Genomic DNA, 25,732 nt, shown 5'->3' with positions numbered 1-25,732 from the left:
CATGACCCAGCCGGAACTGACGAAGAACCAGTCGCTTGTCTTCGATGTGCTTTCGGCATCGAATGCGCCGCTCTCGGCCTACGGGATTCTCGATCTCCTGCGCGACAAGGGTTTCCGCGCCCCGCTACAGGTCTATCGCGCGCTTGACAAACTGGTGGAGTTTGGCCTTGTGCACCGGCTGGAGAGCATCAACGCGTTTGTCGCCTGCGCCCATCCTCTCAGCGACTGCTGCACCCACGGCACGGTGGCCTTTGCAATCTGCAACAGGTGCGGCCAGGCCGAGGAATTCCACGACCATGCGATCGACCATCGCCTCGCCGATTGGGCGAAGGCCAAGCGCTTCACGGCCGAGAAGACGACGATCGAGCTTCGCGGCATCTGCGCTGCCTGCGCGGCGTGAACCATGAATGGGATAGGCGGCCGGCCACGGGCCGGACGGCTGTCAGATTTCTTTGAGATCCCGGGCAAAACGCTGCCAGTTGCGCACGTAACTTTGGGCCGACAAGCCAAGGCCTGCGGCTGCGGCCTCGTCAAGGGTCCGCACGACACGGGCCGGAGAGCCGACGATCAGTGAATTGTCGGGAAATTCCTTGTTTTCCGTCACCAGCGCATTGGCGCCGATGAGGCAGTTCTTGCCGATCCTTGCGCCATTGAGGATGGTCGCCCCCATGCCCACCAGCGAATTCTCACCGATGGTACAGCCATGGATGATGGCGTGGTGACCAATCGTGCAGCCTGCACCGATGGTCACTGGAAAGCCTGGATCCGTATGGATCATCACGCCCTCCTGGATATTGGTCTGCGCGCCGATCACGATCGGCTCGTTGTCGCCGCGCAGCACGGCACCGAACCAGATTCCGACGTCATCGCCGAGGTCCACCTGGCCGATGACATGGGCATCGGGCGCGACCCAGAATTTGTCTGCCGACGGAACCTTGGGGGTGAGATTGCCCAGCGAATAGAGTGGCATGGCATATTCCTTGAGCGGCTGATCGGGATTCAGCGCAAGCGCAGGACGACGGGAAAACGGCCGCCATGCGATGATACATGGAGGTGTATGCTCGCCTCCGGCTGGGAATAGCGCCAGGCGCGTGCACCGTGGCAAAGCAACAAACCGATCAGATCCTTGGTCCTTGAGCCACGCTTGCGACTGAGGCCAAGGTCGGCGATCCGATAGGCTGCCTCATGCAGTGGATGCAGGCTGTGGCGGCTCTGCTTGCCGCTATTGTCCTGGGTCGGAGCGAATTCGAAGTGGTTTTCGTTCGATGCCATTTCACTTACCTCGTACGCGATACAAAATCGAGGTGAAGGGAGCGGTTTACTGGGCAGCAGCCCAGCAGCCGATCCCCATCTTCTTCAATGCCTTGCAGGTGTTGACGGCCGTCTTCTGGTCGTCGAAGCCGCCAAACCGTGCACGATAGACCTGTGCAGAACCGGTATTATAGGCGACGGTGAACGGGGTGGCTGAACGCAATACCTTGCCGCCCTTGTCCTGCGCCTTGCGCAGAAGGGTCATTGCCTGTTCCTGGTCGGGCGAGGTGCCGATCTGGACCACCCATCCGGAAGACGGTTGGGTGGAGGCGGTTGTCGTCTGGTCTATAGCGGCGGATGCCATGGCTTCCTGCTGTGCGGGTTCGATCTGGCCAGCTGGCGCGACCGAAACCTGGCTGTCCGGCATGTAGGCCGGTGCCGGCTGCGGGACCGGAATGCCCGCACGCAGTGGCTGGGGTTTCGCGCCACGGGCCATATCGAGAGCTGCTGCTGCGGCATTGTCGTTGGCAGGCGCTGCATAGGCTGTGGCAACGGGCGCTGCCTCGTAACGAGTTTGCGGCAGTGGCCCGGTGACGGGCAGTGACGGTGCGCCAAGAGCCACTTCTGGCCCGGCAGGAGCCACAGCCGTATTCATCTTGGCAATCAGATCGCCACCACCGCCTGAGCGGGAAGCCTTGGGCAGGTAGGCTTGCACCAGCTTCGTCATTCGCTCGTTGCGATTGGCGCCAGAGGGAGCCCCCATCACGACGCCCACGATGGAGCGGCCATCGACCTGAGCCGAAGTGACGAGGTTGAAGCCGGCGGCCCTGGTAAAGCCGGTTTTGATGCCATCGACGCCACGCACGGAGCCGAGGAGGCGATTGTGGTTGCCGATCGTCTGCTTGCCGAAGGTAAAGCTGCGGGTGGAGAAATAGCCATAATATTGCGGGAAGTGCTCGCGAAGCGCGATGCCGAGGCGGGCCTGATCGCGCGCGGTCGTCAGCTGTGCGGTGTTCGGCAGGCCGTGGGCGTTGCGGTAGGTCGTCTTGGTCATGCCGAGGCTGCGAGCCTTGGCGGTCATCATCTGGGCGAAGCGACTTTCCGAGCCCCCGAGAAACTCGCCAAGTGCGGTGGCAATGTCATTGGCCGAACGGGTGACGAGCGATAGAATGGCCTGCTCAACCGTGATCGAGCGGCCGGCACCGACGCCAAGCTTCGATGGCGGCTCTTTGGCAGCATTGGCCGAGACCGTCACCTTGTCGCTAAGGCGGATACGGCCGGCTTCGAGCGCCTCGAACGCCATGTAGAGCGTCATCATCTTGGTAAGGGATGCGGGATAGCGCAAGCTGTCCGCATTCTCGCTATACAAGACCTTGCCCGTCTTGGCGTCGACGACGATACCGGCATAGGTCGGCTTGGCGACTGCCGCGGAAACACTCATCCCCAGAGCAGAAATCAGCACCATTATGGCGACTGCCAGCTTGCGCATCAGGAGAGCGAGGTTAAGGCGTCGGATTGTATTGTTCACCGCAAGACTCTTCACATGCTGAATTTCGGATCGGACGCACCCCCACGCGACCACTCGCTGCGACAATACGAAAACAGCCTTACCAAGAGGTTTATAATGAATCATTCGTTGCCGCATTCGCCCGCTTTTGAAGCGTCGCGGACCTAGGCGCGCTGACGATCCTGCTGCGTATATATCCCTCAATGGCGCTGTCGATCCGCTGCCAGTCCGAGAGGAGATCGCTTGAAAAGCGATAAAGCACCGTCAGGTCACGCCCGACGTGAATGTCGCGCTGGCAATCGCTGCCGCTCGCTGGCCCGTCTGGGCCTGGCAGAAGGCAGCGAACGGCATAGTCAGGCTTGTCGTGCCGTGACCCGGTCAGCAGGATTTCGCCGTCATAACCAGCGCCGGGAACGAAGCGATGGAGCGAGAGGCCGAAGGGCCCGCTTTCCGCCGTGCCGGCAAAGAGATGGGAATAGATGGGTTCGACGCGTCCCGACATGTCGCGCGACATGGTGCTTTGCGAGAGCTGCAGGAAGATCAGCGATTGGGTTTGCGTGAGGTCGTCAAAGCGCCGGCGGTTCTCCTTGGAGTAGCCGGTCATTTCCGGCCAGAGCAGGTAAAGGTCAAGCCGTTCGGTCGCGCCGTGCTTTCTCTGGTCTGCAAAGCGGATCGTGTTGGCCGTGATGCGCAGACGATCGAGGCCGATCGAGGTGTCGAAGGTCTCGGTGCTATCGCTGTGACCTGCTAGCGACCAGCGTTCACCAAACCGATGTCCAAAGAGGCTGATGCCGAGGGAAAGGAGCGCCAATACCATGACAGCGACCGTCAGGATCGCCAGGAAGCGATTTGAGAGCAGGGGCGTGTGATCTGCAGGTTCCGTTGCGGTATCTGTCCCGTGCATGGTTCTGCCCCCAAGACTGCGTCAAGGCGATCGGCGGAGCTCGGGTGCGGCGTCGACTATGGTGCCCGGGCGATTCCTGCCATCGCGATAGGGTCGACAGTCGATGATTGTGGTTAACGTGCGGTTAAACTCCAGGGGCGCGCGGACGCTCACTGGCTCTGCAAGGCATTGCAAAGCGTTGTTTTGGGCAAGGAATAAGCCGGTCCCGCGTGGAACGGGACCGGCTTTTGGGCTCCGGTCGGGGACGGGGTCGGCGGGGGACGGACCGGGCCGGGGGGCTCTGCGGCAGTTGCGCCGCCGCGATGACCTTATTAGTTCGTGCTGACGCTACCGACTGCGGTGGCCCGCCCGTCCTGCAGCTTGACCCACCGACCCGGATGGTCGGACGACTGGCGCTTGAGGTAGGTGTATTCGGTTTCCGACCACAGCATGACCTTGTTGCGCATATTGTCGAGAATGAAGTCGCCGTGGTCGGTGCGGACGGTCAAGACCGCGTGACCTTCGCCGTTCGGCTGAAGGACGACCGTGATCAGCAAGTCTGATGCCGCAAAGCCGCGGTCGATCAGCATCTTGCGTTTCAGAAGTGCGAAATCCTCGCAGTCCCCGACCGAACGGGGATAGGCCCAGCGCTCCTCGACGCCATATATTTCCTGGTCGGTGAGTGGAGTGATCGAGCTGTTGACTGTGTAATTGACGTCGAGCAGGGTTTTCCAGCTGTCTTGGGTCAGGGCAGCCGGGCCAGTGTCGGAACTGGTGGCGACGCATTCGCCGCCATAGGTCTTGCAGAACTCGTAGTGGCCGATCGGTGGGTTAGCCTTGCCTACGATGCGCATGCTGGCCGGTATAGCCGCCGCAGGAAGCGCCAGAGCGCCGCTGATTGCGATGGCCAAGAGTCCAATTCCCAGATTTCTTGTTTTTGTCATTGGTTGTCTCCCCGTGTTGAGGAGACAATGGCAGCAATGTTTTGATTGCTCGCAAAATCACGAAGTAAAAATAGAGGTTAAATGAAATCAAAGTCGAGTAAAAAATAACGAAAACAAGTATAAAATGCAAAATTGATTTTAATTGTATTTGTCGAAAATTTGTGTCGAATTTTAACGAGCGTGACTCGCGTTGGGCGATCTCTGTCGAGGTTAAGCCATTGAAAATAAATTGGAATGAGAAGGGCGCGCATAGGTTAAAGGGGGACGGTGCCCGATGCGCGCTGGGATGCAACTTGGCAAGAAGGCGATGAAGATCCTGGGGACTGCGTGGCAAGGCACGCGCAAAGGCAGCCTCAATGCCGATCGTAAGGTTCGGCGCGCAAAAAAATAATCTGGAAAAAATGTTTGGCCGACACGGGGGGGTGCGTCCCGATGCCGGCCATGAGTGCAAGAAATGTGGGCGCCGGGGCTCTTGCTCGGTCGGCCCCGGGATACTCGTCAGGCGGGCCGCACGAGCATGTGCTTCTTCTTGCCGAGCGACAGCTTGATCACGCCGTCTCCGGTCATCTGGTCAGTACCGATCGCCATGCGATCGTCGCTGACGGTGGCATCGTTGATCTTCACCGCGCCGCCCTGCACGTGCCGACGCGCCTCGCCGTTGGAGGAGGCAAGGCCGGCGCGGACGATCAGCGAGAGCAGGCCGATGCCCGCCTCAAGGTCTGCAGCCGGAACCTCGATCGTCGGCAGGTTTTCTGAAAGTCCGCCTTCCTCGAAGGTCTTTCGGGCGGTCTCGGCCGCCTGCTCGGCGGCTTCGCGACCGTGCAGCATGGCGGTGATCTCGGTGGCCAGGATCTTCTTGACCTCGTTGATCTCCGAACCTCCGAGGCTAGCTAGCCGGCCAATTTCGGTCATCGGCAGCGTGGTGTAGAGCTTGAGGAAGCGCGGCACGTCCGCATCCTCGGTATTGCGCCAGTACTGCCAGAAGTCATAGGCAGAGAGCATGTCCGGGTTAAGCCAGACCGCGCCGTTGACCGACTTGCCCATCTTGGCGCCGGACGAGGTCGTCAGTAGCGGCGAGGTCAGCGCATAAAGCTGCGGGGTGCCCATGCGATGGCCGAGATCGATGCCGTTGATGATATTGCCCCACTGGTCGGAGCCGCCCATCTGCAGGCGGCAGTCGTAGCGCTTGGCGAGTTCAACGAAGTCGTAGGCCTGCAGGATCATGTAGTTGAATTCAAGAAAAGACAGCGACTGCTCGCGATCCAGGCGCGTCTTGACGCTGTCGAAGGACAGCATGCGATTGACCGAGAAATGCCGGCCGACGTCGCGCAGGAATTCGAGATAGTTGAGCGACCGCAGCCATTCGGCATTGTTGATCATCAGCGCGCCGCCCTGCGGGCCATGGTCGTAGTTCAGGTAGTTGGCGAACACGCGCTTGATCGAGGCGATGTTGCTCTCGATCGTCTCGACCGTCATCAACTGGCGGGCCTCTTCCTTGAAGGACGGATCGCCGACCATGCCGGTGCCGCCGCCCATCAGCGAGATCGGCCGGTGGCCGGTGGCCTGGAACCAGTGCAGCATCATGATCTGGATGAGGCCGCCGGCGTGCAGCGACGGCGCAGTGGGGTCGAAGCCGATATAGGCCGTCACGGTTTCCTTGGCGAGCAGATCATCGAGGCCGCTTTCATCGGAAATCTGATGAATGAAGCCGCGCTCTTGCATGGTGCGGAGGAAATCGGACTTGAACTTCGTCATGACCTTCAGGCTTTCTGGACTATACCGAGAACATTGAATTTTGCGGCGGCTTTAGCATTGTTTTTTGAAATGTGCACCCGTTTCAGCCATGAATAAGGTTGATGGCATTCATTCGAATCGGCGGAGAACGGCTTTGGGTGACAGGATGCGGGCGATCGGACTGATGAGCGGCACCTCGATGGACGGAATCGACGTCGCCATGCTGACGACGGACGGCCAAAGCTTCGTCGAGCGAGGGCCCTTTCTTTCCGTTCCCTATGACCCGGCCTTTCGCGATCGGTTGAAGCAGGGGCTGGAAGACGCGAAAGCAATGACAAAACGGGCCGAGCGTCCCGGTTGTCTCGGTGAACTGGAGCAGGAACTCACGCTTCGCCACGCGCGAGCAGTCAAGGCCTTCCTTGAGGCCCATGGCCTGGCGGCGGGCGAGATAGCCGTGATCGGTTTTCACGGCCAGACGGTCCTGCATCGTCCTGATCAGGCGCTGACCGTGCAGCTCGGTGATGGCCCGCTCCTTGCCCGGGAGACCGGCATCGACGTGGTCTATGACATGCGGGCCAACGACATGATGCATGGCGGGCAGGGTGCCCCGCTCGTGCCTGCCTATCATGCAGCACTCGCCGCCTCTCTCGAGCAGGCCGCCTGGCCGGTCTGCTTCGTCAATATCGGTGGTATCTCCAATCTGACCTACATCGATGACGAGGGCCGGATTCTTGCCTTCGACAGCGGGCCGGGAAATGCGCTCATCGACCAGTGGATGGAAGTCAATGCCGGCGTGCCCTTCGATCAGGGCGGCAGGATCGCGTCCGAAGGCTCGGTTCTCATGCCGCTTGCAGAGCGCTATCTCGACCATCCGTTCTTCACCACCGACCAGCGCCGCTCTCTGGATCGCAATGATTTTCGGCCGCCGGAGCCGGATGAGGCGGGGTTGCACGATGGCGCGCGTACGCTCGCCTATGTGACCGCCGCAGCGATCCTGCGTTCGGCCGGCCATCTGCCTCACCCGCCACAGACCTACATTATCAGCGGCGGGGGGCGGCTCAACCGCACCATCATGGGTGATCTTGCGGAAATCGCCGCCCGCAGTGGTGCAACCGTTTTGACGGCGGAAGAGGCTGGTTTCGACGGCGACGCGACAGAGGCGGAAGCCTGGGCCTATCTCGCCGTGCGCTCGCTGGAGCGCCTGCCGCTGACCTTTCCCGGCACGACGGAAGTCAAGGCTCCGGTGACCGGCGGTGCGTTGGCCCGCTCCGATGCACGGTTACCGTCAGCGGCCAAATAGTTTCGGCATGGTCCTGGCGAAGGCGGCGCCATCCCTCAGGCCCAGTTCGAAGGCATGCCTGAGGCCGGCGGCATCCGAAACCGTGAACTTGTTGACACGGATGTCCTCGCTCGGTCCGACCACGACCCGGTTCTGTGCCGCTGGCGGCATGCGGCCATAGCGCGTGGTGAGCAACAGCGTTCTGCCGCCTGCCGCCTCGGTCTCCGAGAGCCGGATCGTCGGCGGATTGTCGACAAGGCCGCCGTCTAGATGGGCGCGTGCGGCAATCCGGCCGACAGGCATGAAGGGTGGCACCGACGAAGTTGCCATCATCGCGTCGACCAGATCGGCAGCGGAGGAAATCTCATGGGTCGAGATCCAGACGGGTTTCAGCCCGAGATACCGGCCGGCCTTGGAATGGGCGCCACCGGTCAGGCGTTTCTCGATCTGGTAGGCGGCGATCGAGCCAAGTGCCGCCAGTCCGCCCGGCATCCATTCCGGCGGGCGCGCGAGCTGGATCAGCATCGGCGGCGCGGCCTTGAGCGCCGCAAGCTCCGCCTCGCCGAATTGCTCGGCGAGAAACTGCCGGAACAGGCCTCCGACAACCAGCGGCGACCGGCGCTCTTTCAACGCCGTCCAGTCGAGATCCGGAATATTGCGTTCCGCGAAGGTGAAGGCGGCATTGCGTACCCGCTCGCCGACGCCCGCCAGGCTCATCGCGCAGTGATAGGCGCCGGCCGACACCGCTACATAATACGAGGGGCGTTGCGGATAGCGCAGGTTCAGCGCCAGCGAGAAACCGCTCTGCCAGTAGCAGCGGTTTCCGCCGCCAGCAAAACCGATCGCATCGAAGGAAAGGGCGTCGGGCATGTCAGGTGGATCTAACGGCTGGTTGAAAAGTACCGAGGCTATTGTTCAAGTCAGAACAACCTTGCCGTGCTTTGTCAACGCTGGCGGTGCGCAATGATCCGGCGCCCCGTAGACATTTCACAGCAAAAAGCGCCGGCCTCTCGACCGGCGCTTTCAGATTTACATGCGCTCTCTTCAGCGGATCCGCTTGGCGGCTGGCTCAGGCACCAGTTCTCCTTCGAGGCGACGGTCGAGATAGTCCTCGCATTCGGTCATCAGCGTTTCGGTCTGGCCGGAGAAGAAATGGTTCGCGCCGGGAATGGTCTTATGCGTGATGAGGATTTCCTTCTGCGTCTTCAGCTTGTCAACGAGGCCCTGGACGTCCTTTTCCGGTGCCACCTTGTCCGAATCGCCATGGATGATCAGGCCCGAAGAAGGGCAGGGGGCGAGGAAGGAGAAGTCATAGGTGTTGGGCTGCGGCGCGATCGAGATGAAACCCTCGATCTCCGGACGGCGCATCAGAAGCTGCATGCCGATCCAGGCGCCGAAATTGTAGCCGGCCACCCAGCAGCTCTTCGAATCCGGATGCAGGCTCTGCACCCAGTCGAGCGCCGAGGCCGCATCCGACAGCTCGCCCGCGCCATGGTCGAATTCGCCCTGACTGCGGCCTATGCCACGGAAGTTGAAGCGCAGCGTCGTGAAACCGCGCTTCTGGAACATGTAGAAGAGCTGGTAGACGATCTGATTGTTCATCGTGCCGCCGAACTGCGGATGCGGATGCAGGATGATCGCGATCGGCGCGCTTTTCTCCTTGGACGGCTGGTACCGTCCTTCGAGGCGGCCCGCCGGGCCGTTGAAAATCACTTCAGGCATTGAAACTCCGGTCCGTGCAAATTTCTGTGGTTCCTGGACAAGCATTCCTGCCAGCTGACTTGACGAAGTCAGTCAACTTTCATAAAACCCAGTTTAGAATTGTTCGAAACTGGATCGGCTGTCCATCCAAGGTCGAACGTGTCATAGGACAAGCCCGACGGAAATTTCAAGGAAAATGCGCTTGCTGGTTGCCAGCGAGCGCGGCACGGACGCGATATGGCCAAGGAGCGCATCTATCTCGACTGGAATGCCACCGCCCCCCTGATGGCGGCGGCGCGCTCCGTCATGGTCGATGCGCTTGCTCTGACGGGCAACCCCAATTCCGTGCATGCCGAGGGCCGCGCCGCCAGAGCCGTGATCGAGACGGCCCGCCGCGAAGTCGCTTCCCTCGTCGGTGCCACGAGCGCCAATGTCATCTTCACGGCCGGCGCCACCGAAGCCGCCAATCTGGCGCTGACGCCGTCCTACCGGATGGGCAAGGCGCCGTTGCAGATCGGCCGTCTCTACGTCTCGGCGATCGAGCATCCGGCGGTGCGCGAGGCTGGCCGTTTCGCCCCCGAGCAACTCAGTGAGATTCCGGTCACCGCTGCCGGGCTGACAGATCTCGCGGCGCTGGAGCCGTTGCTCGCGGCCCATGATGCGACAAAGGGGCTGCCGCTGGTGGCGGTGATGGCGGTCAACAACGAGACCGGCATCGTTCAGCCGATCCAGGAGGCCGCGGCCATCGTACATAAGTTTGGCGGGCTGTTACTGGTCGATGCCGTGCAGGCGGCCGGGCGCATTCCCCTCGACATGGAAGAGATCGGTGCTGACTTTCTGATCATTTCCGCACACAAGCTGGGAGGGCCAAAGGGCGCCGGCGCGCTGATTGCGCGTGGGGAGACCCTGATGCCCGCGCCGCTGATCCGGGGCGGCGGCCAGGAGAAGGGACACCGAGCGGGAACCGAGAACGTTGCGGCGATTGCCGGATTCGGCGCGGCCGCAGCCTGGGCACGAACCGGACTGGAGGCGAGGAATGCGGCAATCGGCGCCTTGCGCGACCGATTGGAAAAAGGCATGCGGAAGGTGGCCCCTGATCTCGTCATTCACGGCGAGACTGTCGGACGGGTCGCCAATACGAGTTTCTTCACCCTTCCAGGGTTGAAAGCGGAGACAGGCCAGATCGCCTTCGATCTGGAGGGTATTGCAGTCTCGGCCGGATCGGCCTGTTCGTCCGGCAAGGTAGGAGCCAGCTACGTGCTGACCGCCATGGGCCGGGACGCCAAGATGGGTGCCCTGCGCATTTCGCTCGGGGTGGACACCACGCCAGCTGAGATCGACCGGGCGGTCGACATATTGGGGAGAATTGCGGGTCGCCGGAAGCTTGCCGGCGAGGCCGCATGAAAGACTGGGAAAAATTGGCAAAAACCAATTTTCTCCTTGCCGCGAGGGTGAAAAACACGCCTCTGGCGACTACATAAGAGCGGGTTTCCGCTCAAAACGTTGACAAGCTGCCGGCCTTTGATCCGGCAAGATTGGAGAACGCGAATGGCTGCCGTGCAGGAAACAATCGATCAGGTCCGCCAGATCGATGTCGACCAGTACAAATACGGTTTCGAGACGATGATCGAAGTCGACAAGGCCCCCAAGGGCCTGTCGGAAGATATCATCCGATTCATTTCCGCCAAGAAGAACGAACCGGAATGGATGCTTGCCTGGCGCCTCGACGCCTATAAGCGTTGGCTCACGATGGAAGAGCCGACCTGGGCGCGCGTCAATTATCCGAAGATCGATTTCAACGACCTTTATTATTATGCCGCGCCGAAGAGCACGGCCGGCCCGACCTCGATCGATGATGTCGATCCGGAGCTGCTGAAGGTCTACGAAAAGCTCGGCATTCCCTTGCGCGAACAGGAAATGCTGGCCGGCGTTCAGACCTCCAAGATCGCCGTTGACGCAGTTTTCGACAGCGTGTCGGTCGTCACCACCTTTAAAGAAGAGCTGAAGAAGGCCGGTGTGATCTTCATGTCGATCTCGGAAGCGATCCGGGAGCATCCCGAGCTGGTGCAGAAGTACCTCGGCACGGTCGTGCCGGTGACCGATAACTACTATGCGACGCTCAACACCGCGGTCTTCACCGACGGTTCCTTCGTCTTCGTGCCGAAGGGCGTTCGCTGCCCGATGGAACTGTCGACCTATTTCCGTATCAACGAGAAGAACACCGGCCAGTTCGAGCGCACGCTGATCATCGCCGAGGAAGGGGCTTACGTCTCCTATCTCGAAGGCTGCACCGCGCCGCAGCGCGACGAGAATCAGTTGCACGCCGCTGTGGTCGAACTGGTGGCGCTGGACGATGCCGAGATCAAGTATTCCACCGTCCAGAACTGGTATCCGGGCGACAAGGAAGGCAAGGGCGGCATCTACAACTTCGTCACCAAGCGTGGCGACTGCCGCGGCAAGAACTCCAAGATCTCCTGGACCCAGGTCGAGACCGGTTCGGCGATCACCTGGAAATACCCGTCCTGCATCCTGCGCGGCGACGGTTCGCGCGGCGAGTTCTACTCGATCGCCGTATCGAATGGCCACCAGCAGATCGACTCGGGCACCAAGATGATCCATCTCGGCAAGAACACGTCGAGTCGCATCATCTCCAAGGGCATTTCCGCCGGCTTCTCCAACAACACCTATCGCGGCCAGGTTTCGGCCCACCGAAAGGCGGAGAATGCCCGCAACTTCACCCAGTGCGATAGTCTCCTGATCGGTAACAAATGCGGCGCCCATACGGTGCCCTATATCGAGGCGAAGAACTCGACGGCGCAGTTCGAGCACGAGGCGACCACCTCGAAGATCTCCGAGGATCAGCTGTTCTACTGCCTGCAGCGCGGCATTCCGCAGGAGGCGGCGATCGCGCTGATCGTGAACGGCTTCGTCCGCGAGGTCATCCAGGAACTGCCCATGGAATTTGCAGTCGAGGCGCAGAAGCTGATCGGCATCAGCCTTGAGGGTTCGGTCGGCTGATTGCCGGCCGACCACGCTCCGCAACCGTTTCTTGGCGCTAGGCGCCGCTCTTATTCGTCCGGAAGGATTTGAACATGCTTGAAATCAGAAACCTCCATGCTCGCATCGCCGAAGACGGCACCGAGATCATCCGCGGCCTGAACCTGACGGTCAAGGCCGGCGAAGTGGCTGCCATCATGGGTCCGAACGGCTCGGGCAAGTCGACCTTGTCCTACATCCTGTCCGGTCGTGAGGACTATGAAGTCACCGAGGGCGACATCCTCTACAACGGCGAGAGCATTCTGGAGCTCGACGCAGCCGAGCGCGCCGCCAAGGGTATCTTCCTCGCCTTCCAATACCCGGTCGAGATTCCCGGCGTCGCCACCATGCAGTTCCTGAAGGTGGCGATGAACGAGCAGCGCAAGGCCCGCGGCGAAGCGGAACTGACGACGCCGGACTTCATCCGCCGCGTCAAGCAGGCGGCCGGCGAGTTGCAGATCAACATGGACATGCTGAAGCGCCCATTGAACGTCGGCTTCTCCGGCGGCGAGAAGAAGCGTGCCGAAATCCTGCAGATGGCGCTGCTCGAGCCGAAGCTCTGCGTGCTCGACGAAACCGATTCGGGCCTCGACATCGACGCGCTGAGAATCGTCGCCGACGGCGTCAACGCGCTGAAGTCGCCGGACCGCGCCGTGATCGTCATCACCCATTACCAGCGCCTGCTCGACTACATCGTGCCGGATACAGTCCACGTGCTCTACAAGGGCCAGATCATCAAGACCGGCGACAAGAGCCTGGCGCTCGAACTCGAAGCCAACGGCTACGCCGACATCATCGGCGAAGCGGCCTGAGGGGCGGGGAGGGAGTTCCGACGATGACATTGCAAGCTGCCAACCGACTGACGGTTGCCGAAACCCAGCTTATCGATGCGTATACGAGCCAGATCGGCGGGCTGCCGGGCGATGGCGACGTGCTGGTCGCCCGTGACCGCCTGTTCGACGAACTGAAGCGGGCCGGCCTGCCGACCCGCCGCATCGAGGCATGGCACTATACGGACCTCAAGGCGCTGATGCGCGGCGTGCCTGCCATCGATCCCTCGGCGATCGTCAAGGCGGTCGAGCCGATCGTTGCTGGAGCGACGGTGATGCCTATACTGCAGGGCCAAGCCAAACTTGGCTCCTTGCCGGACGGCGTCCAGGCGACCTCCTATGGCGACGGCCTTGCCAGCGGCGCCGCTGTCGGCACGCTATCCGCCCGTGATGGCGACGATACGATCGGCCGGCTGAACGGCAGTTTCGTGCGCGACGGCATTGAACTGCGCATCGAAGCCGGTGCCCGGATCGAAGCACCAATTGAACTGCAGAACGTTCACGCGACCGGCCCCGTCCACGTCCGTTTCCCTTGCCGCTTCGGCAAGGAAAGCCGCGCGATGGTGATCGAGCGCCATCTGAGCAACGGGGCAGGGGCGGCCCTTGTCTCCAGCGTCACCGATCTGAAGATCGACGACGGCGCGGACGTCACCTGGATCATCCTGCAGACGGAAGGCCGGGACGACACCCATCTCGGCCAGATCAAGGTCGAACTCGGCGCCAATGCCCAGTTCCGTCTGTTCGTCGTCAATGCCGGCGGCAAGCTGGTGCGCCAGGAAGTCCATCTGCGCACCGCAGGCGAAGGCTCGGACTTCAAGCTGCGCGCTGTCAATCTGCTCGGTGGCGAGACCCATACCGACCTCACCATGACGCTCGGCCACGACGTGCCGAACACCACATCGACGGAAATCGTCCGCAGCGTCGTGTTCGATCGCGCCAAGGGCGTGTTCCAGGGCATGATCAGGGTCGCTCCGGACGCCCAGAAGACCGATGCCCGCATGGCCTGCAACACGCTGCTGATGTCGGATGACGGCGAGTTTTCGGTGAAGCCCGAACTCGAGATCTTTGCCGACGACGTGCAGTGCGCCCATGGCGCGACGGTCACCGACATCGATCACAACCACCTCTATTACCTGATGGCGCGCGGCATTCCGGAAAAGAAGGCGCGCGGCCTGCTGATCAACGCCTTCGTGGCGGAGGTGGTCGAGGAGCTGGAAGACGAGGCGCTGGTCGAGGCGCTGGAGGGCATCATCACCGACTGGTTGGACAATCATGGCTGATCATCTCCCCGCACAGGTCGGTTATGACGTCGCGGCGGTGCGCCGCGACTTCCCGATCCTGTCGCGCGAAGTGTACGGCAAGCCGCTCGTCTATCTCGACAACGCCGCCTCGGCGCAGAAGCCGCGACAGGTGATCGACGCCATCAGCCACGCCTATTCCAGCGAATATGCCAACGTCCATCGCGGCCTGCACTTCCTGTCGAACGCCGCGACGGACGCCTATGAAGGCGCGCGGGAAAAAGTGCGTCGTTTCCTCAATGCCGGCTCGATCGACGAACTGGTCTTCACCAAGTCCTCGACCGAGGCGATCAACACGGTCGCCTATGGCTGGGGCATGACCCATATCGGCGAAGGCGACGAGATCGTCCTGTCGATCATGGAGCACCATTCCAATATCGTGCCGTGGCATTTCCTGCGCGAGCGCAAGGGGGCGAAGCTCGTCTGGGCACCGGTCACCGACGATGGTGCCTTCGACCTCGAAGCCTTCGAGAAATGCCTGACCGAGCGCACCAAGCTCGTGGCCATCACCCACATGTCCAACGCGCTCGGCACGGTCGTGCCGATCAAGGAGGTCTGCCGCATCGCCCATGCACGCGGTATTCCGGTGATGGTCGATGGTTCCCAGGGCGCGGTCCACATGCCGGTGGACGTCCAGGATCTCGATTGCGACTGGTATGCGATCACCGGCCACAAGCTCTACGGCCCGTCGGGCATCGGCGTGCTCTACGGCAAGATGGACCGGCTGAAGGACATGCAGCCCTTCATGGGCGGCGGCGAGATGATCGTCGAGGTCACCGAAGACACCGTTACCTACAACGATCCGCCGCACCGCTTCGAGGCAGGCACCCCACCGATCGTCCAGGCGATCGGCCTCGGCCATGCGCTAGACTATATCGAAGGCCTCGGTCGCGAGGCGATCGCCGCCCACGAGGAGAGCCTTCGCGCCTATGCCCATGAACGGCTCTCGGCGATCAATTCGCTGCGGATCATCGGCAATGCGCCGGGCAAGGGGGCGATCTTCTCCTTCGAGCTCGGCGGCATCCATGCCCATGACGTGTCGATGCTGATCGACCGTCGCGGCGTCGCCGTGCGTGCCGGTACCCATTGCGCCCAGCCGTTGCTTGCCCGTTTCGGGGTCACCTCGACCTGCCGGGCCTCCTTCGGTCTCTATAACACTCGTGCGGAAGTCGATGCGCTTGCAGATGCGCTCGATCATGCCCGCACCTTCTTCGCATGAGGATACGTCGATGAGCGTCAACGGAAGCGAACAGAAGCCGGATGTCCGTGAAGGCATTGTCCAGTCGACCATTCCGCAAGACGAGATTGCGCGTCTTTCCGACGACATCGTCGCCGCGCTGAAGACCGTCTACGATCCTGAAATCCCGGCCGACATCTTCGAACTCGGGCTGATCTACAAGATCGACATTGACGACGACCGCATGGTCAAGATCATGATGACGCTGACGGCGCCCGGCTGCCCGGTGGCCGGCGAGATGCCGGGCTGGGTAGAGAATGCGGTCAGCGCCGTGGAGGGTGTCTCCGGCGTCGAGGTCGAGATGACCTTCGATCCGCCATGGACGCCGGACCGCATGTCGGAAGAAGCCCAGGTCGCCATCGGCTGGTATTGATAGAAGCCAGGTCGCCCACTACATTTGGATGACTCGAAGCGCCGGGCCTTGAACCCGGTCGTGACAGGAGAACGAGATGGGCTTTCAGGTGATGACCATGACGGATGCGGCAGCAGCCCGCGTCCGCGCGATCGTCGAAAATTCCGGCCCGGGCGCCAAGGGCATCCGCGTCGGGATCAAGAAGGGCGGTTGCGCCGGGATGGAGTATACCATCGACCTCGTGCGCGAACCCAATCCGAAGGACGACCTGATCGAACGCGAAGGCGCCAGCGTCTGGGTCGAGCCCTCGGCGGTACTCTACCTGCTCGGCACGCAGATGGATTTCGAGACGACCACCCTGCGATCGGGCTTCACCTTCACCAACCCCAACCAGACGTCGGCCTGCGGTTGTGGCGAATTGGTTGAGCTGAAGGCGGCCGATCTGGCCGAACTGGCTCGCCGGAAGCATGAAGATGCGCCTGTCGCCGGCTAGGGGATCCGCAAATCGAGAATCGTCTGAAAATGGCCCGGTTACCGACCGGGCCTTTTATTGTGCGGCGATCAGACGTAGGTGCCGCGGGAAATGCGGCGCTGGCACGGAATTGTGCAAAATATGTTGAAGTTACGTACAATTTCGCATATATTGCGGAAATGGATATTGTAGACAGGAAAATCACCGCTTTGCTCGCCGAAGACGCCCGCCGTTCGCTCGCCGATATCGGCGAGGCTGTGGGCCTATCCCCCTCGGCCGTCAATGAACGGATCCGGCGTCTGACCGCCTCGGGCGCGATCAAGCGCTTCACCGTAGATGCCGATCACAAGGCGCTCGGCCTTGCGGTCACCGCATTCGTCCTCATCGGGCTCGACTACGATGCCGGCGAGGAGGCCTTCAAGGCCTTCGTCGCCGCGCATCCTTCCGTTGCGGAATGCCATCACGTAACGGGAGGCTGGTCCTATCTGCTCAAGGTCCGCTTGGCCGATCTCGCCGGCGTCGAGGCCTTCCTCGCTGAACTGAAGGCACGGCGCTTCCACGCCCGCAGCGAAACCATGATCGCGCTGTCGACCGCCGTCGAGCGCGGTTTCACCCCGGCGGAGGTTTGAATGTTGAGCCTTCTTCTGTTCGGCAAGGGCATCCTGCTCGGGCTCGCCATCGCCGCGCCGCTCGGACCCATCGGCGCGCTCTGCATTTCACGCACGCTGGAGCGTGGTTTCTGGGCGGGTGTCGCGGGCGGCCTTGGAACCGCGCTCGCCGACGGCGCCTATGCGCTGATGGCCGCCGCCGGCTTTGCCGCCTTCGCCGTCCTGCTCGACACGATATCGGTGCCACTGCAGATCTTCGGCGGCCTCTTCCTTCTCTGGCTGGGCTGGAAGAGCTTTCAGCCAAAACCGCCGGCAACCGCCGCCAGGGTGGGCGCGCGCGATCTCCTCAGCACCACGGGTGCTACCTTCCTGCTGACCATCACCAATCCGGCCACCATCCTCTCCTTTGCTGCGATCTTCGCAGGGCTGGGTTTGGCGTCGCAGGGCGACGGCTGGTCGGCGGGATCGCTCGTCGCCGGCGTCTTTGCCGGCTCCATGCTCTGGTGGGTCTTCCTCAGCGGCACGGTGGCCCTGCTGCATCACCGCCTGCCGGAGAGCTTTGCCCTCTGGGTGTCGCGGATCTCCGGTGTGGTGCTGATCGGCTTCGGCATTGTGGCGATTGCCATGGGATTTGTCGCGCTGGTCGCGTCAACGGCTGTTCTGGGCGCCTGACCAAGGCGCGGAAGAGATCTTTGAAGGCCGATCGGCTGAGCCCCAGCGCGGGTCTTTCATCCGTGTCGGCGTGATTGGGTCGCCGACACGGATGAAGAATGAACTCAACGCGAGCGGCAGCGGCCGGTTCTGGTCGTTTCCTTGTCGCCATCATCATACGCGATGCCGATCTTTTCCCCTGCGAGAGACGCGATCGTGCCGGTATACCAGTCGCCCTGGCCCTTGAAATTGCATTCGACTTTCATCCCGATCATCCAGTCATACGGACGCACATCCCCGATGGCGACCGTTTCACGGTCACCGTCGTCGTAGCGAATGGTCACCTTGCCGTTGCTGACCTTTTCGGCAACGCCCGGGAACCAGTAGCCGGCACCCTTGTAATTGCCAAGCACCCAGTCTCCCTGCGTTTGCGCCATTGTCCCCGCGCCCCCGATCGTGGAGAGCATGGCTGCAAGGGTCAGTACAGTTTTGAAGCGCATAAAACTCCCTTTCAAATGTCCAGTTTGATCGCCTGATTCAACGGAATTCAGGGATGCCAGAACGCGCTGGCTTTTCTGTTATAGAAAGCGCTTCAGACCGGCGTTGGACTATTTTGGGTGCGCGGATTTGCGTTTAGGCAATCCGGCTAGCGGCGGCGGGAAGGACGCCAGAATGGTCGGAACCGGGCCCGGCTTTTGTAGCCCGCAGTCAGCCCATCTATTGATCAATCGCGCTTGATGCGCATCAGCACGTCCCACATGTCCGCGCCGGTCTCGAACACGGAGGCATTGGCCTTGAACGACAATTCGGCGCCGATCGCATCGAGCATTTCGCTCGCCATGTCGACATTGGGGCCTCCCGGCAAGGTGGCTTCTCCCGAGGGGGAGACGGATGCCGAGGCGCCGCCATCTACGCGAGTGGAAAGCGAGGTGACGGCGCGGTCATAGCCCGGCGTCAGGGCGTTCGCCACATTGTTGGCGCTGGTCGAAAGCCGCGTCGTCTGCGCCTGCATGCCGGAGATGGCAATGCCCATTATCGCGGAGATTCCCAATGCTCTGCCCCTTACCGTTTAATCTCGTGGCACCCTAGACAGCCCAGATTAGCAAAGCTTGAAGGGGCAGAGTTGACGGATTTCGTCGCTTTGTCGGCCTTATGTACCGGAACGGGACGATCTCTCATCCGGTAGAGAAGCAAGGCAATAAAAAGGAATTAGCTGATCGCCTAATTAGCTAATTAATACGATTTATGCCTGTAGTCATTGGGCTTTAGCCGGGCGATTGCCTGTCCCCGGAAAACCGCTTCATAGCCGTGCTATTGCCAAATGCAGAAGGCCCGCCTTGTCGGGCGGGCCTTCTTCGTCATGCTGTTCTTGGTTCGGCCTTATTCAGCCGCCTCGGCGTACTCGCTCATCGGCGGGCAAGTGCACACCAGGTTACGGTCGCCGTAGACATTGTCGACGCGGTTCACCGAGGACCAGTATTTGTCGACCCGGAACGCGCCGGGCGGGAAGCATGCCTGCTCGCGCGTGTAGGGACGCGTCCACTCGCCGACCAGGTCCTCCACCGTGTGGGGGGCGTTCTTCAGCGGGTTGTCGGTCTTGTCCATGCGGCCTTCCTCGATGTCGCGGGCTTCCTCGCGGATCGCCAGCATGGCATCACAGAAACGGTCGATCTCGGCCTTGGTCTCCGACTCCGTCGGCTCGATCATCAGCGTGCCGGCGACCGGCCAGCTCATGGTGGGCGCATGGAAGCCGCAGTCGATCAGGCGCTTCGCCACATCGTCGACGGTGACGCCCGAGCTTTCGGCAAGCGGTCGGGTGTCGATGATGCACTCATGCGCAACGCGGCCGGCCTCCGACTTGTAGAGCACTTCATAGGCGCCGGTCAGGCGTGCGGCGATGTAGTTGGCGTTGAGGATCGCCACCTTGGTCGCCTGCGTCAGGCCTTCGCCGCCCATCATCAGGCAGTAGGACCAACTGATCGGCAGGATCGACGGCGAGCCATAGGGGGCCGCAGAGACGGCACCCGGACGGCCATCGGTGGCCACATGACCCGGCAGGAAGGCTGCCAGATGCGCCTTGACGCCGATCGGCCCCATGCCCGGGCCGCCGCCGCCATGCGGAATGCAGAAGGTCTTGTGCAGGTTGAGATGGGAGACGTCGGAACCTATGTCGCCGGGGCGGGCAAGGCCGACCATGGCGTTCATGTTGGCGCCGTCGAGATAGACCTGGCCGCCATGGGCGTGGGTGATCTCGCAGATCTCCCGCACCGTTTCCTCGAACACGCCATGCGTCGAGGGGTAGGTGACCATGCAGCACGACAGCGTGTCGGCATGTTGCTCGGCCTTGGCGCGGAAATCGTCGAGGTCCACGTCGCCGTTGTCGCGCGCCTTGACCGGCACGACGGTCATTCCGGCCATCTGCGCAGAGGCCGGATTGGTGCCGTGCGCCGAGGTCGGGATGAGGCAGATCGTGCGATGCGTATCGCCGCGCGACAGGTGGTAGTTGCGGATCGTCAGAAGGCCCGCATACTCCCCCTGCGCCCCGGAATTCGGCTGCATGGAGATCGCGTCATAGCCGGTCACCGAGCAGAGCTTTTCCGACAGGTCGTCGATCATTTCCTTGTAGCCGAGTGCCTGGTCGGTCGGGGCAAAGGGATGGATCTCGGAAAATTCCGGCCAGGTGATCGGCAGCATTTCTGCCGTCGCGTTGAGCTTCATCGTGCAGGAGCCGAGCGGGATCATAGCCCGGTCGAGCGCGAGGTCGCGGTCGGACAGCCGGCGGATGTAGCGGGTCATCTCGCTTTCGGCGCGGTTCATGTGGAAGATCGGATGCGTCAGGTAATCGCTGGTGCGCAGCAGACCCTTGGGAAGGCGGTAGCCAGTCTCGAAATCGGCAACGGCAAAGTCGCCGCCGAAGGCGCGCCAGACGGCTTCGAGCGTCGCCGGCCGGGTGCGTTCGTCAAGGCTGATGCCGATCCGTGTTTCGCCGATCTTGCGCAGGTTGACGCCTTCGGCGACGGCCGCCCGCAGGATCAGGCCCTGCATGTGGCCGACCTCGACAGTGATGGTGTCGAAGAAGGTCTCCGGCTCCACCGTGTAGCCGAGCTTTTCCAGGCCCTTGGCCATCAGCACGGCCTTCTGGTGAACCTGCTGGGCGATCGCCTTGATGCCCTTGGGGCCATGGAAGACGGCATACATCGAGGCCATGACGGCCAGCAGCACCTGCGCGGTGCAGATGTTCGACGTGGCCTTTTCGCGGCGGATATGCTGCTCGCGGGTCTGCAGGCTCAGGCGGTAGGCGCGGTTGCCGCGCGCATCGACCGAGACGCCGACGAGGCGGCCGGGCATGGAGCGCTTGATGGCGTCCTTGACCGCCATATAGGCGGCGTGCGGGCCGCCATAGCCGACCGGCACGCCGAAGCGCTGGGTCGAGCCGATGGCAATGTCGGCGCCCATTTCGCCGGGTGACTTGAGCAGCGTCAGCGCCAGGATGTCGGCGGCGACCGCGGCGATCGCACCGGTCTGGTGCAGCCTTGCGATCAGGCCGGTGAAATCATGGATATGGCCATGCGTGCCCGGATACTGGAAGATCGCGCCGAACACGTCGACCGGGTCGAGATCGGTGAACGGGTTGCCCACGATCACCTGCCAGCCGAGCGGCTCGGCGCGGGTCTGAATGACGGCGATCGTCTGCGGATGGCAGGCTTCGTCGACGAAGAAGGCCTTTGCCTTTGACTTTGAAACACGTTCGGCCAGCGCCATGGCTTCCGCGGCCGCCGTCGCCTCATCGAGCAGCGAGGCGTTGGCCACGTCGAGCCCGGTCAGGTCACAAACCATGGTCTGGTAGTTGAGCAGCGCCTCGAGACGGCCCTGGGAGATTTCCGGCTGGTAGGGCGTATAGGCCGTGTACCAGGCGGGGTTTTCCAGGATGTTGCGCTGGATGACCGGCGGCGTGATCGTGCCGTAATAGCCCTGGCCGATCAGCGAGACGAGCGCCTTGTTCTTATTTGCGGTCTCGCGCAGCTTGTCGAGCGCCTCGCGCTCGGTCATGGCGGCCTCCCAGGTGAGGGGAACAGCCTGGCGGATCGACGAGGGTACGGTGGCGTCGATCAGCGCGTCGAGGTTCTTGTAGCCGACGATCTTCAGCATCTCCTCCATTTCGGCCGGCGAGGGGCCGATATGGCGGCGATTGGCGAAATCATAGGGCTGGTAGTCGGTGAACTGGAATTCGGTTGGTGTGGTCATGCGATCAGCTCTTTATAGGCGGCTTCGTCGAGAAGGGCGTCGGCATCGGCAACCGTCTTCAGCTTCAGTTTGAAGAACCAGCCGGCGCCCTGCGGATCGGAATTGACCAGCGACGGGTCGTCGACGATCGCCTGGTTGATCTCGGTGATCTCGCCGTCAAGCGGACAATAAACCTCCGATGCCGCCTTGACCGATTCAACGGTCGCGGCATCCGCGCCCTTGTCGAAGGCGGCGCCGACTTCTGGCAGTTCGACGAAGACCAGGTCGCCGAGCTGCTCGGCGGCATGACTGGTGATGCCAACGGTCGCGACGTCGCCCTCGAGCTTCAACCATTCGTGTTCGGCGGTGAATTTCAGCATGTGATGTTCCTCTCTTGGTGTGGTGCGAACGATTTTCCCCTCACGCTGACCCTCTCCCCGTCAATGCCGGGAGAAGGTGGCGGAAGCCGGATGAGGGAGAGTCTCGTCATGGGTTCAACGCTTGTAGGTCGGGGCAACGAAGGGCATGGCCGCGACGGTGACGGGCAGGTATTTGCCGCGCACTTCCGCATAGATCTGCGTGCCGGGTTCGCTATGGGTGGCGGGGACGTAGCCCATGGCGATGGGTCCCTCGACGCTCGGGCCGAATCCGCCGGACGTCACTTCGCCAAGTTCCGTTTTGCCTTCGGCGTCGGCGTAGAGCCTGGCATGGCCGCGCACCGGCGCCTTGCCCTCGGGTTTCAGACCGACGCGGCGGCGGCTGGTGCCGTTCTCCAGTTCGGACAGGATGCGATCCGCACCCGGAAAGCCGCCGACGCGGGCGCCGCCGGTGCGGCGGGCCTTCTGGATCGCCCATTCAAGGCCGGCCTCTATCGGCGAGGTTGTGGTGTCGATATCATTGCCGTAGAGGCACAACCCCGCTTCCAGCCGAAGCGAATCGCGGGCACCAAGTCCGATCGCCTCGCAGTCCGGATGGTTGAGCAGGATCCGGGCGAAGCTCCTCGGCCTTGTCCGCCGGCACGGAGATCTCAAAGCCGTCTTCGCCGGAATAGCCGGAGCGCGATACGATCGCCGGGATGTCGTGGAGCGCCACTTCGCGCACGTCCATGAACTTCATGGCGTAGAGACCGGCCCAGAAGCTCGGTCAGCACCTTTTCGGCCTTCGGCCCCTGCAACGCCAGGAGGGCCCGGTCCTCGAGATAGGTCACGTCGACCCGATCGGAGAGGTGTTTCCGCATATAGGCGATGTCGGCCTGCTTACAGCCGGCATTGACGACGACGAACAGGTGGTCGCCGCGATTGGCGAGCATCAAGTCATCGAGGATGCAGCCATTGTCGTCGGTGAAGAAGCCGTAACGCTGGCGGCCTTCCTTGAGGCCGAGAATATCGACCGGCACCAGGCTTTCGAGCGCGAGCGCCGCATCCTCGTAAGTGCCCGACTTCGCCCGAATCTCCACCTGGCCCATGTGCGAGACGTCGAAGAGGCCGCACTTGGCGCGGGTGTGGAGGTGTTCCTTCAATACGCCGGCCGGATACTGGACCGGCATGTCATAACCGGCAAATGGTACCATGCGGGCGCCGAGTTCGATGTGGAGGTCGTAAAGAGCAGTTTTTTGCAGTTCGGCGGACTGATCCAAGGGGCGTCTCCGTCATTGGCGCTCGCGCGCAGGCTCAGGTCGTGGCACGGATGTGCCGGTGTCATGAGCCCCCTCTGTCCGTTTGCCTGAGATTGTTATCCCTTCGGCGCACCTTCCAATTGGGGAAGGTCTCTCTCCAGAGTTCAAATCGACGCCCTGCGGTCCTTTTGCCTGAGAGTTTCCGGGGCGGTTGCTCCTTCGGCACCGGAGTGAACCGGTTTCTCCCTGCAGGGATGCGGCCATTATCGGGCTGGACGCTTGCTTGGCAAGAGGCAAAGGTCGTGGCCGGGCAAATAATTGTCGCCCCAGCTGTGGTCTTTCGTATAGTAGCGGCGACATGCCGGCCGACGGCCGATGCAGGCGCGCGCCATTTGCGAAGGATCAAAGAACGGTGTGCCGCGTGCCGCTAAGAGTTACCTTAGCGTCGAGACGGGCTTTGATTCTCCGCTGGAAGCGGCTAATGAGGCGATCTGAGTGGAGGATGTCTATGTCGAAGCCAAGGTGGACAGGGAGCGGACTGTTGCGCATGCTGTGCGCGTTCGCTCTATTGTCGCTCGGCTTCGCCCACAAGCCGCCGCAGGTCATGGCCGCCGCTTATGCGACGGTGTCGCTGCAGTTGCCGGACGGCACCTATGCCGACATGTGCATCGGTGATAAGGCGATCAAGCATCCGCTCGTGCGCCAGTTCTGCGAAGTATGTCTGCTGGCCTCCTCGGCGCTTTTGCCGCTGCCGGATGACGGAGCCTGGCTTCTGAGCCGCTTCACTTCGCTGGAGAACCAGCTTCGAGAGCCGCAAAATCTCCCTGAACGCCGTACCACCCTGCGCCAGCGGGCGCGTGCTCCCCCTGGCTTTGCCTGATTTCGAGACGTCGACTTCAAGTGAAATCAAGTAGGTCGCGGAAGTTCGTAGTCGTGGGATGCCACGCCCGACACCGCTGGAGAACTAAAATGAACGTATTCAGGACTCTTACCCTCGTCACCCTCTTTGCTTCGGCTGCTGTCGCGCAGATGGAAGGTCATCAGATGCAAGGCCATGGCGCGATGGATGGCACGGGCATGGTTGGCACCAATCCCGGGACGATGCAGGTCGTCAAGGTGGGCGACATTGAACTCGTAGCGGGCTACACTCGCGCCATGCTGCCGGGCCAGCCTGTCGGCGGCGGATTTGTCACGATCAAGAACGCCGGTTCAACCGATGACGTACTGATCGCCGCCGAGTTGCCGGTATCGGGTCGAGTTGAACTGCACGAAATGGCCGTCGTCAATGATGTCATGACCATGCGTCAGCTGAAGGACGGGATCCCGGTCCCGGCCGGTGAGACGGTCGAGCTGAAGCCCGGCGGCCTGCACCTGATGTTCATGGATGTGAAGGAGCCTTTTGTCGAAGGCGGCCAGGTATCTGTGACGCTCACCTTCGAGAAGGCAGGCACTGCCGAACTCGTCCTGCCGGTCGGCCCTATCCAGGGCATGTAAGCCAGGTTGAACTACAGAAAGGGCCGCGGCGCTATCATTCGCCGCGGCCCTTTTTGATTCCCATGGGCGTCGTCTGTGAAAATGCGTCAGGCGGCCGAGTTCTTGTAGGCCTCGAGGGTGTCTTTGAGACTGGCCTGCGCATGAGTTGTCGGGCTTGCGGTCAGAAAGTAGAGTGCGAGTGCCGGCGGCTGCACGACGCTGATGAGCGCCCTGAGCTGGAAGTCTTCGCTGGCGGCGGCCTTCTCGGCGAGATGGCGGGTGTTCTCCTCAACAAAGGAGTTGCGCGAAGTCCGCTGTGGCGTCTTCGCGGTGTCCATCGCATAGGAGGCCGTCGTGGCCGAGACTGTGACGACCTGGGTCATAGGCTTCACCAATTCGTTTATCGATCGAACAACGTTACACGAGGCGCCTCACCGCTTCTTTAAATCGAGCGCTTGAATTTTAGTAAAATTGGATTGAGCGATAAGTGGATTGTTCAATGTTGAATTATTGCGTGCAGGAGGCGCAAGACGGCTTTGATCCGCTTGCAATTGCGGCGCAATCTGTCATTTTCCAGCTGAATTTGCGGTCCACGCGATTATTTTGACGGACAACAATTAGGCTCCCGCGCCAGTCA

25 protein-coding genes, 2 pseudogenes and 2 riboswitches are annotated in these 25,732 nt (G+C 61.8%); of the genes and pseudogenes, 13 read left to right on the top strand and 14 right to left on the bottom strand.

Going from position 1 to position 25,732, the window contains the following annotated elements:
* The first annotated feature begins 1 nt into the window (after position 1).
* On the top strand, positions 2 to 400 hold the full coding sequence (locus ACWPVA_RS07180; protein ID WP_454287028.1) for a Fur family transcriptional regulator: 399 nt from the start codon (positions 2 to 4) through the stop codon (positions 398 to 400).
* 42 nt (positions 401 to 442) lie between these two features.
* On the opposite strand, the gene ACWPVA_RS07175 is transcribed toward ACWPVA_RS07180, so the two are convergent.
* The 6 genes from ACWPVA_RS07175 to tyrS form a co-directional block, all read right to left on the bottom strand.
* Entirely contained in the window at positions 443 to 970 is a 528-nt protein-coding gene (locus ACWPVA_RS07175; RefSeq protein WP_454287027.1) for a gamma carbonic anhydrase family protein, read from the bottom strand.
* 29 nt (positions 971 to 999) lie between these two features.
* On the bottom strand, positions 1,000 to 1,272 hold the full coding sequence (locus tag ACWPVA_RS07170; RefSeq protein WP_454287026.1) for a hypothetical protein: 273 nt from the start codon (positions 1,270 to 1,272) through the stop codon (positions 1,000 to 1,002).
* Positions 1,273 to 1,318: 46 nt separating this feature from the next.
* A complete protein-coding gene (locus ACWPVA_RS07165; RefSeq protein WP_454289550.1) occupies positions 1,319 to 2,740 on the bottom strand; it encodes a D-alanyl-D-alanine carboxypeptidase in 1,422 nt (473 codons plus the stop codon).
* A gap of 130 nt (positions 2,741 to 2,870) precedes the next feature.
* Positions 2,871 to 3,662 (bottom strand): hypothetical protein, encoded by a 792-nt coding sequence (locus ACWPVA_RS07160; protein WP_454287025.1) that lies wholly within the window; start codon positions 3,660 to 3,662, stop codon positions 2,871 to 2,873.
* A 311-nt stretch (positions 3,663 to 3,973) separates the two neighbouring features.
* The gene (locus tag ACWPVA_RS07155; RefSeq protein WP_454287024.1) at positions 3,974 to 4,585 is read right to left on the bottom strand and encodes a transglutaminase-like cysteine peptidase; all 612 of its coding nucleotides are present in this window, start codon (positions 4,583 to 4,585) and stop codon (positions 3,974 to 3,976) included.
* Between the two features lie 498 nt (positions 4,586 to 5,083).
* On the bottom strand, positions 5,084 to 6,340 hold the full coding sequence (gene tyrS, locus ACWPVA_RS07150; protein WP_454287023.1) for a tyrosine--tRNA ligase: 1,257 nt from the start codon (positions 6,338 to 6,340) through the stop codon (positions 5,084 to 5,086).
* A gap of 133 nt (positions 6,341 to 6,473) precedes the next feature.
* On the opposite strand from tyrS, the gene ACWPVA_RS07145 reads away from it, so the two are divergent.
* Positions 6,474 to 7,619 carry an anhydro-N-acetylmuramic acid kinase gene (locus ACWPVA_RS07145; RefSeq protein WP_454287022.1) on the top strand — a complete coding sequence of 382 codons (1,146 nt, stop codon included), beginning with the start codon at positions 6,474 to 6,476 and terminating at the stop codon, positions 7,617 to 7,619.
* Here ACWPVA_RS07145 and ACWPVA_RS07140 read toward each other — a convergent pair.
* Both ACWPVA_RS07140 and ACWPVA_RS07135 read right to left on the bottom strand, forming a co-directional pair.
* A complete protein-coding gene (locus ACWPVA_RS07140) occupies positions 7,605 to 8,468 on the bottom strand; it encodes a patatin-like phospholipase family protein (RefSeq protein ID WP_454287021.1) in 864 nt (287 codons plus the stop codon). The genes ACWPVA_RS07145 and ACWPVA_RS07140 overlap by 15 nt on opposite strands.
* 174 nt (positions 8,469 to 8,642) lie before the next feature.
* On the bottom strand, positions 8,643 to 9,320 hold the full coding sequence (locus ACWPVA_RS07135) for an alpha/beta hydrolase (RefSeq protein WP_454287020.1): 678 nt from the start codon (positions 9,318 to 9,320) through the stop codon (positions 8,643 to 8,645).
* A gap of 216 nt (positions 9,321 to 9,536) precedes the next feature.
* On the opposite strand from ACWPVA_RS07135, the gene ACWPVA_RS07130 reads away from it, so the two are divergent.
* The 9 genes from ACWPVA_RS07130 (at position 9,537) to ACWPVA_RS07090 (ending at position 17,804) form a co-directional block, all read left to right on the top strand.
* The gene (locus ACWPVA_RS07130; protein WP_454287019.1) at positions 9,537 to 10,703 is read left to right on the top strand and encodes a cysteine desulfurase family protein; all 1,167 of its coding nucleotides are present in this window, start codon (positions 9,537 to 9,539) and stop codon (positions 10,701 to 10,703) included.
* Positions 10,704 to 10,847: 144 nt separating this feature from the next.
* Complete coding sequence (gene sufB / locus ACWPVA_RS07125; protein WP_454287018.1) at positions 10,848 to 12,317, top strand: Fe-S cluster assembly protein SufB; 1,470 nt, start codon at positions 10,848 to 10,850, stop codon at positions 12,315 to 12,317.
* Between the two features lie 74 nt (positions 12,318 to 12,391).
* Complete coding sequence (sufC, locus tag ACWPVA_RS07120) at positions 12,392 to 13,147, top strand: Fe-S cluster assembly ATPase SufC (protein ID WP_454287017.1); 756 nt, start codon at positions 12,392 to 12,394, stop codon at positions 13,145 to 13,147.
* Between the two features lie 23 nt (positions 13,148 to 13,170).
* Positions 13,171 to 14,445, top strand: coding sequence for a Fe-S cluster assembly protein SufD (gene sufD, locus ACWPVA_RS07115; RefSeq protein ID WP_454287016.1), 1,275 nt, complete (start codon positions 13,171 to 13,173; stop codon positions 14,443 to 14,445).
* Positions 14,438 to 15,682: a cysteine desulfurase gene (locus tag ACWPVA_RS07110; RefSeq protein ID WP_454287015.1), complete on the top strand. Its 1,245-nt coding sequence runs from the start codon at positions 14,438 to 14,440 to the stop codon at positions 15,680 to 15,682. The genes sufD and ACWPVA_RS07110 overlap by 8 nt, the downstream gene beginning before the upstream one ends.
* Before the next feature lie 10 nt (positions 15,683 to 15,692).
* Positions 15,693 to 16,073 carry an SUF system Fe-S cluster assembly protein gene (locus ACWPVA_RS07105; RefSeq protein WP_454287014.1) on the top strand — a complete coding sequence of 127 codons (381 nt, stop codon included), beginning with the start codon at positions 15,693 to 15,695 and terminating at the stop codon, positions 16,071 to 16,073.
* A gap of 76 nt (positions 16,074 to 16,149) precedes the next feature.
* Positions 16,150 to 16,545 (top strand): Fe-S cluster assembly scaffold SufA, encoded by a 396-nt coding sequence (gene sufA / locus ACWPVA_RS07100; RefSeq protein WP_454287013.1) that lies wholly within the window; start codon positions 16,150 to 16,152, stop codon positions 16,543 to 16,545.
* Between the two features lie 158 nt (positions 16,546 to 16,703).
* Positions 16,704 to 17,153 (top strand): Lrp/AsnC family transcriptional regulator, encoded by a 450-nt coding sequence (locus tag ACWPVA_RS07095; RefSeq protein WP_454287012.1) that lies wholly within the window; start codon positions 16,704 to 16,706, stop codon positions 17,151 to 17,153.
* 3 nt (positions 17,154 to 17,156) lie between these two features.
* Positions 17,157 to 17,804 carry a LysE family translocator gene (locus ACWPVA_RS07090; RefSeq protein ID WP_454289549.1) on the top strand — a complete coding sequence of 216 codons (648 nt, stop codon included), beginning with the start codon at positions 17,157 to 17,159 and terminating at the stop codon, positions 17,802 to 17,804.
* A 104-nt stretch (positions 17,805 to 17,908) separates the two neighbouring features.
* On the opposite strand, the gene ACWPVA_RS07085 is transcribed toward ACWPVA_RS07090, so the two are convergent.
* The 5 genes and pseudogenes from ACWPVA_RS07085 to gcvT all read right to left on the bottom strand — a co-directional run bounded on the left by ACWPVA_RS07085 (position 17,909) and on the right by gcvT (position 23,643).
* Positions 17,909 to 18,283: a tudor domain-containing protein gene (locus ACWPVA_RS07085; RefSeq protein WP_454287011.1), complete on the bottom strand. Its 375-nt coding sequence runs from the start codon at positions 18,281 to 18,283 to the stop codon at positions 17,909 to 17,911.
* 224 nt (positions 18,284 to 18,507) lie between these two features.
* Positions 18,508 to 18,816, bottom strand: coding sequence for a flagellar basal body protein (locus tag ACWPVA_RS07080; RefSeq protein ID WP_454287010.1), 309 nt, complete (start codon positions 18,814 to 18,816; stop codon positions 18,508 to 18,510).
* A 347-nt stretch (positions 18,817 to 19,163) separates the two neighbouring features.
* Positions 19,164 to 22,028, bottom strand: coding sequence for an aminomethyl-transferring glycine dehydrogenase (gene gcvP, locus ACWPVA_RS07075; protein ID WP_454287009.1), 2,865 nt, complete (start codon positions 22,026 to 22,028; stop codon positions 19,164 to 19,166).
* Positions 22,025 to 22,387 (bottom strand): glycine cleavage system protein GcvH, encoded by a 363-nt coding sequence (gene gcvH, locus ACWPVA_RS07070; protein ID WP_454287008.1) that lies wholly within the window; start codon positions 22,385 to 22,387, stop codon positions 22,025 to 22,027. Before gcvH ends, gcvP begins: the two co-directional genes overlap by 4 nt.
* Positions 22,388 to 22,501: 114 nt before the next feature.
* A pseudogene (gene gcvT, locus ACWPVA_RS07065) lies at positions 22,502 to 23,643 on the bottom strand (glycine cleavage system aminomethyltransferase GcvT).
* A 64-nt stretch (positions 23,644 to 23,707) separates the two neighbouring features.
* Positions 23,708 to 23,790: riboswitch (glycine riboswitch) on the bottom strand.
* 2 nt (positions 23,791 to 23,792) lie between these two features.
* Positions 23,793 to 23,881: riboswitch (glycine riboswitch) on the bottom strand.
* 282 nt (positions 23,882 to 24,163) lie between these two features.
* Here gcvT and ACWPVA_RS07060 point away from each other — a divergent pair.
* Positions 24,164 to 24,502: a hypothetical protein gene (locus ACWPVA_RS07060; RefSeq protein WP_454287007.1), complete on the top strand. Its 339-nt coding sequence runs from the start codon at positions 24,164 to 24,166 to the stop codon at positions 24,500 to 24,502.
* A 221-nt stretch (positions 24,503 to 24,723) separates the two neighbouring features.
* Positions 24,724 to 25,116 (top strand): annotated as a pseudogene (locus tag ACWPVA_RS07055) (copper chaperone PCu(A)C); the annotation flags it as partial.
* Positions 25,117 to 25,202: 86 nt separating this feature from the next.
* Here the strand turns inward: ACWPVA_RS07055 and ACWPVA_RS07050 are convergent.
* Positions 25,203 to 25,478 (bottom strand): hypothetical protein, encoded by a 276-nt coding sequence (locus ACWPVA_RS07050; protein ID WP_454287006.1) that lies wholly within the window; start codon positions 25,476 to 25,478, stop codon positions 25,203 to 25,205.
* Positions 25,479 to 25,732 lie beyond the last annotated feature (254 nt).

The sequence above is a fragment of the Rhizobium arsenicireducens genome (genome assembly GCF_964021225.1).
Note: the sequence above shows the minus strand (reverse complement) of the source record. Positions and strands in the feature narration are given on the sequence as shown.

Bases quoted from the DNA above. Each gene is read 5' to 3' on its own strand.
- ACWPVA_RS07180 (WP_454287028.1), top strand. From the start codon at position 2: ATGACCCAGCCGGAACTGACGAAGAACCAGTCGCTTGTCTTCGATGTG.
- ACWPVA_RS07175 (WP_454287027.1), bottom strand. From the start codon at position 970: ATGCCACTCTATTCGCTGGGCAATCTCACCCCCAAGGTTCCGTCGGCA.
- ACWPVA_RS07170 (WP_454287026.1), bottom strand. From the start codon at position 1,272: ATGGCATCGAACGAAAACCACTTCGAATTCGCTCCGACCCAGGACAAT.
- ACWPVA_RS07165 (WP_454289550.1), bottom strand. From the start codon at position 2,740: ATGCGCAAGCTGGCAGTCGCCATAATGGTGCTGATTTCTGCTCTGGGG.
- ACWPVA_RS07160 (WP_454287025.1), bottom strand. From the start codon at position 3,662: ATGCACGGGACAGATACCGCAACGGAACCTGCAGATCACACGCCCCTG.
- ACWPVA_RS07155 (WP_454287024.1), bottom strand. From the start codon at position 4,585: ATGACAAAAACAAGAAATCTGGGAATTGGACTCTTGGCCATCGCAATC.
- tyrS (WP_454287023.1), bottom strand. From the start codon at position 6,340: ATGACGAAGTTCAAGTCCGATTTCCTCCGCACCATGCAAGAGCGCGGC.
- ACWPVA_RS07140 (WP_454287021.1), bottom strand. From the start codon at position 8,468: ATGCCCGACGCCCTTTCCTTCGATGCGATCGGTTTTGCTGGCGGCGGA.
- ACWPVA_RS07135 (WP_454287020.1), bottom strand. From the start codon at position 9,320: ATGCCTGAAGTGATTTTCAACGGCCCGGCGGGCCGCCTCGAAGGACGG.
- ACWPVA_RS07130 (WP_454287019.1), top strand. From the start codon at position 9,537: ATGGCCAAGGAGCGCATCTATCTCGACTGGAATGCCACCGCCCCCCTG.
- sufB (WP_454287018.1), top strand. From the start codon at position 10,848: ATGGCTGCCGTGCAGGAAACAATCGATCAGGTCCGCCAGATCGATGTC.
- sufC (WP_454287017.1), top strand. From the start codon at position 12,392: ATGCTTGAAATCAGAAACCTCCATGCTCGCATCGCCGAAGACGGCACC.
- sufD (WP_454287016.1), top strand. From the start codon at position 13,171: ATGACATTGCAAGCTGCCAACCGACTGACGGTTGCCGAAACCCAGCTT.
- ACWPVA_RS07110 (WP_454287015.1), top strand. From the start codon at position 14,438: ATGGCTGATCATCTCCCCGCACAGGTCGGTTATGACGTCGCGGCGGTG.
- ACWPVA_RS07105 (WP_454287014.1), top strand. From the start codon at position 15,693: ATGAGCGTCAACGGAAGCGAACAGAAGCCGGATGTCCGTGAAGGCATT.
- sufA (WP_454287013.1), top strand. From the start codon at position 16,150: ATGGGCTTTCAGGTGATGACCATGACGGATGCGGCAGCAGCCCGCGTC.
- ACWPVA_RS07095 (WP_454287012.1), top strand. From the start codon at position 16,704: ATGGATATTGTAGACAGGAAAATCACCGCTTTGCTCGCCGAAGACGCC.
- ACWPVA_RS07085 (WP_454287011.1), bottom strand. From the start codon at position 18,283: ATGCGCTTCAAAACTGTACTGACCCTTGCAGCCATGCTCTCCACGATC.
- ACWPVA_RS07080 (WP_454287010.1), bottom strand. From the start codon at position 18,816: ATGGGCATTGCCATCTCCGGCATGCAGGCGCAGACGACGCGGCTTTCG.
- gcvP (WP_454287009.1), bottom strand. From the start codon at position 22,028: ATGACCACACCAACCGAATTCCAGTTCACCGACTACCAGCCCTATGAT.
- gcvH (WP_454287008.1), bottom strand. From the start codon at position 22,387: ATGCTGAAATTCACCGCCGAACACGAATGGTTGAAGCTCGAGGGCGAC.
- ACWPVA_RS07050 (WP_454287006.1), bottom strand. From the start codon at position 25,478: ATGACCCAGGTCGTCACAGTCTCGGCCACGACGGCCTCCTATGCGATG.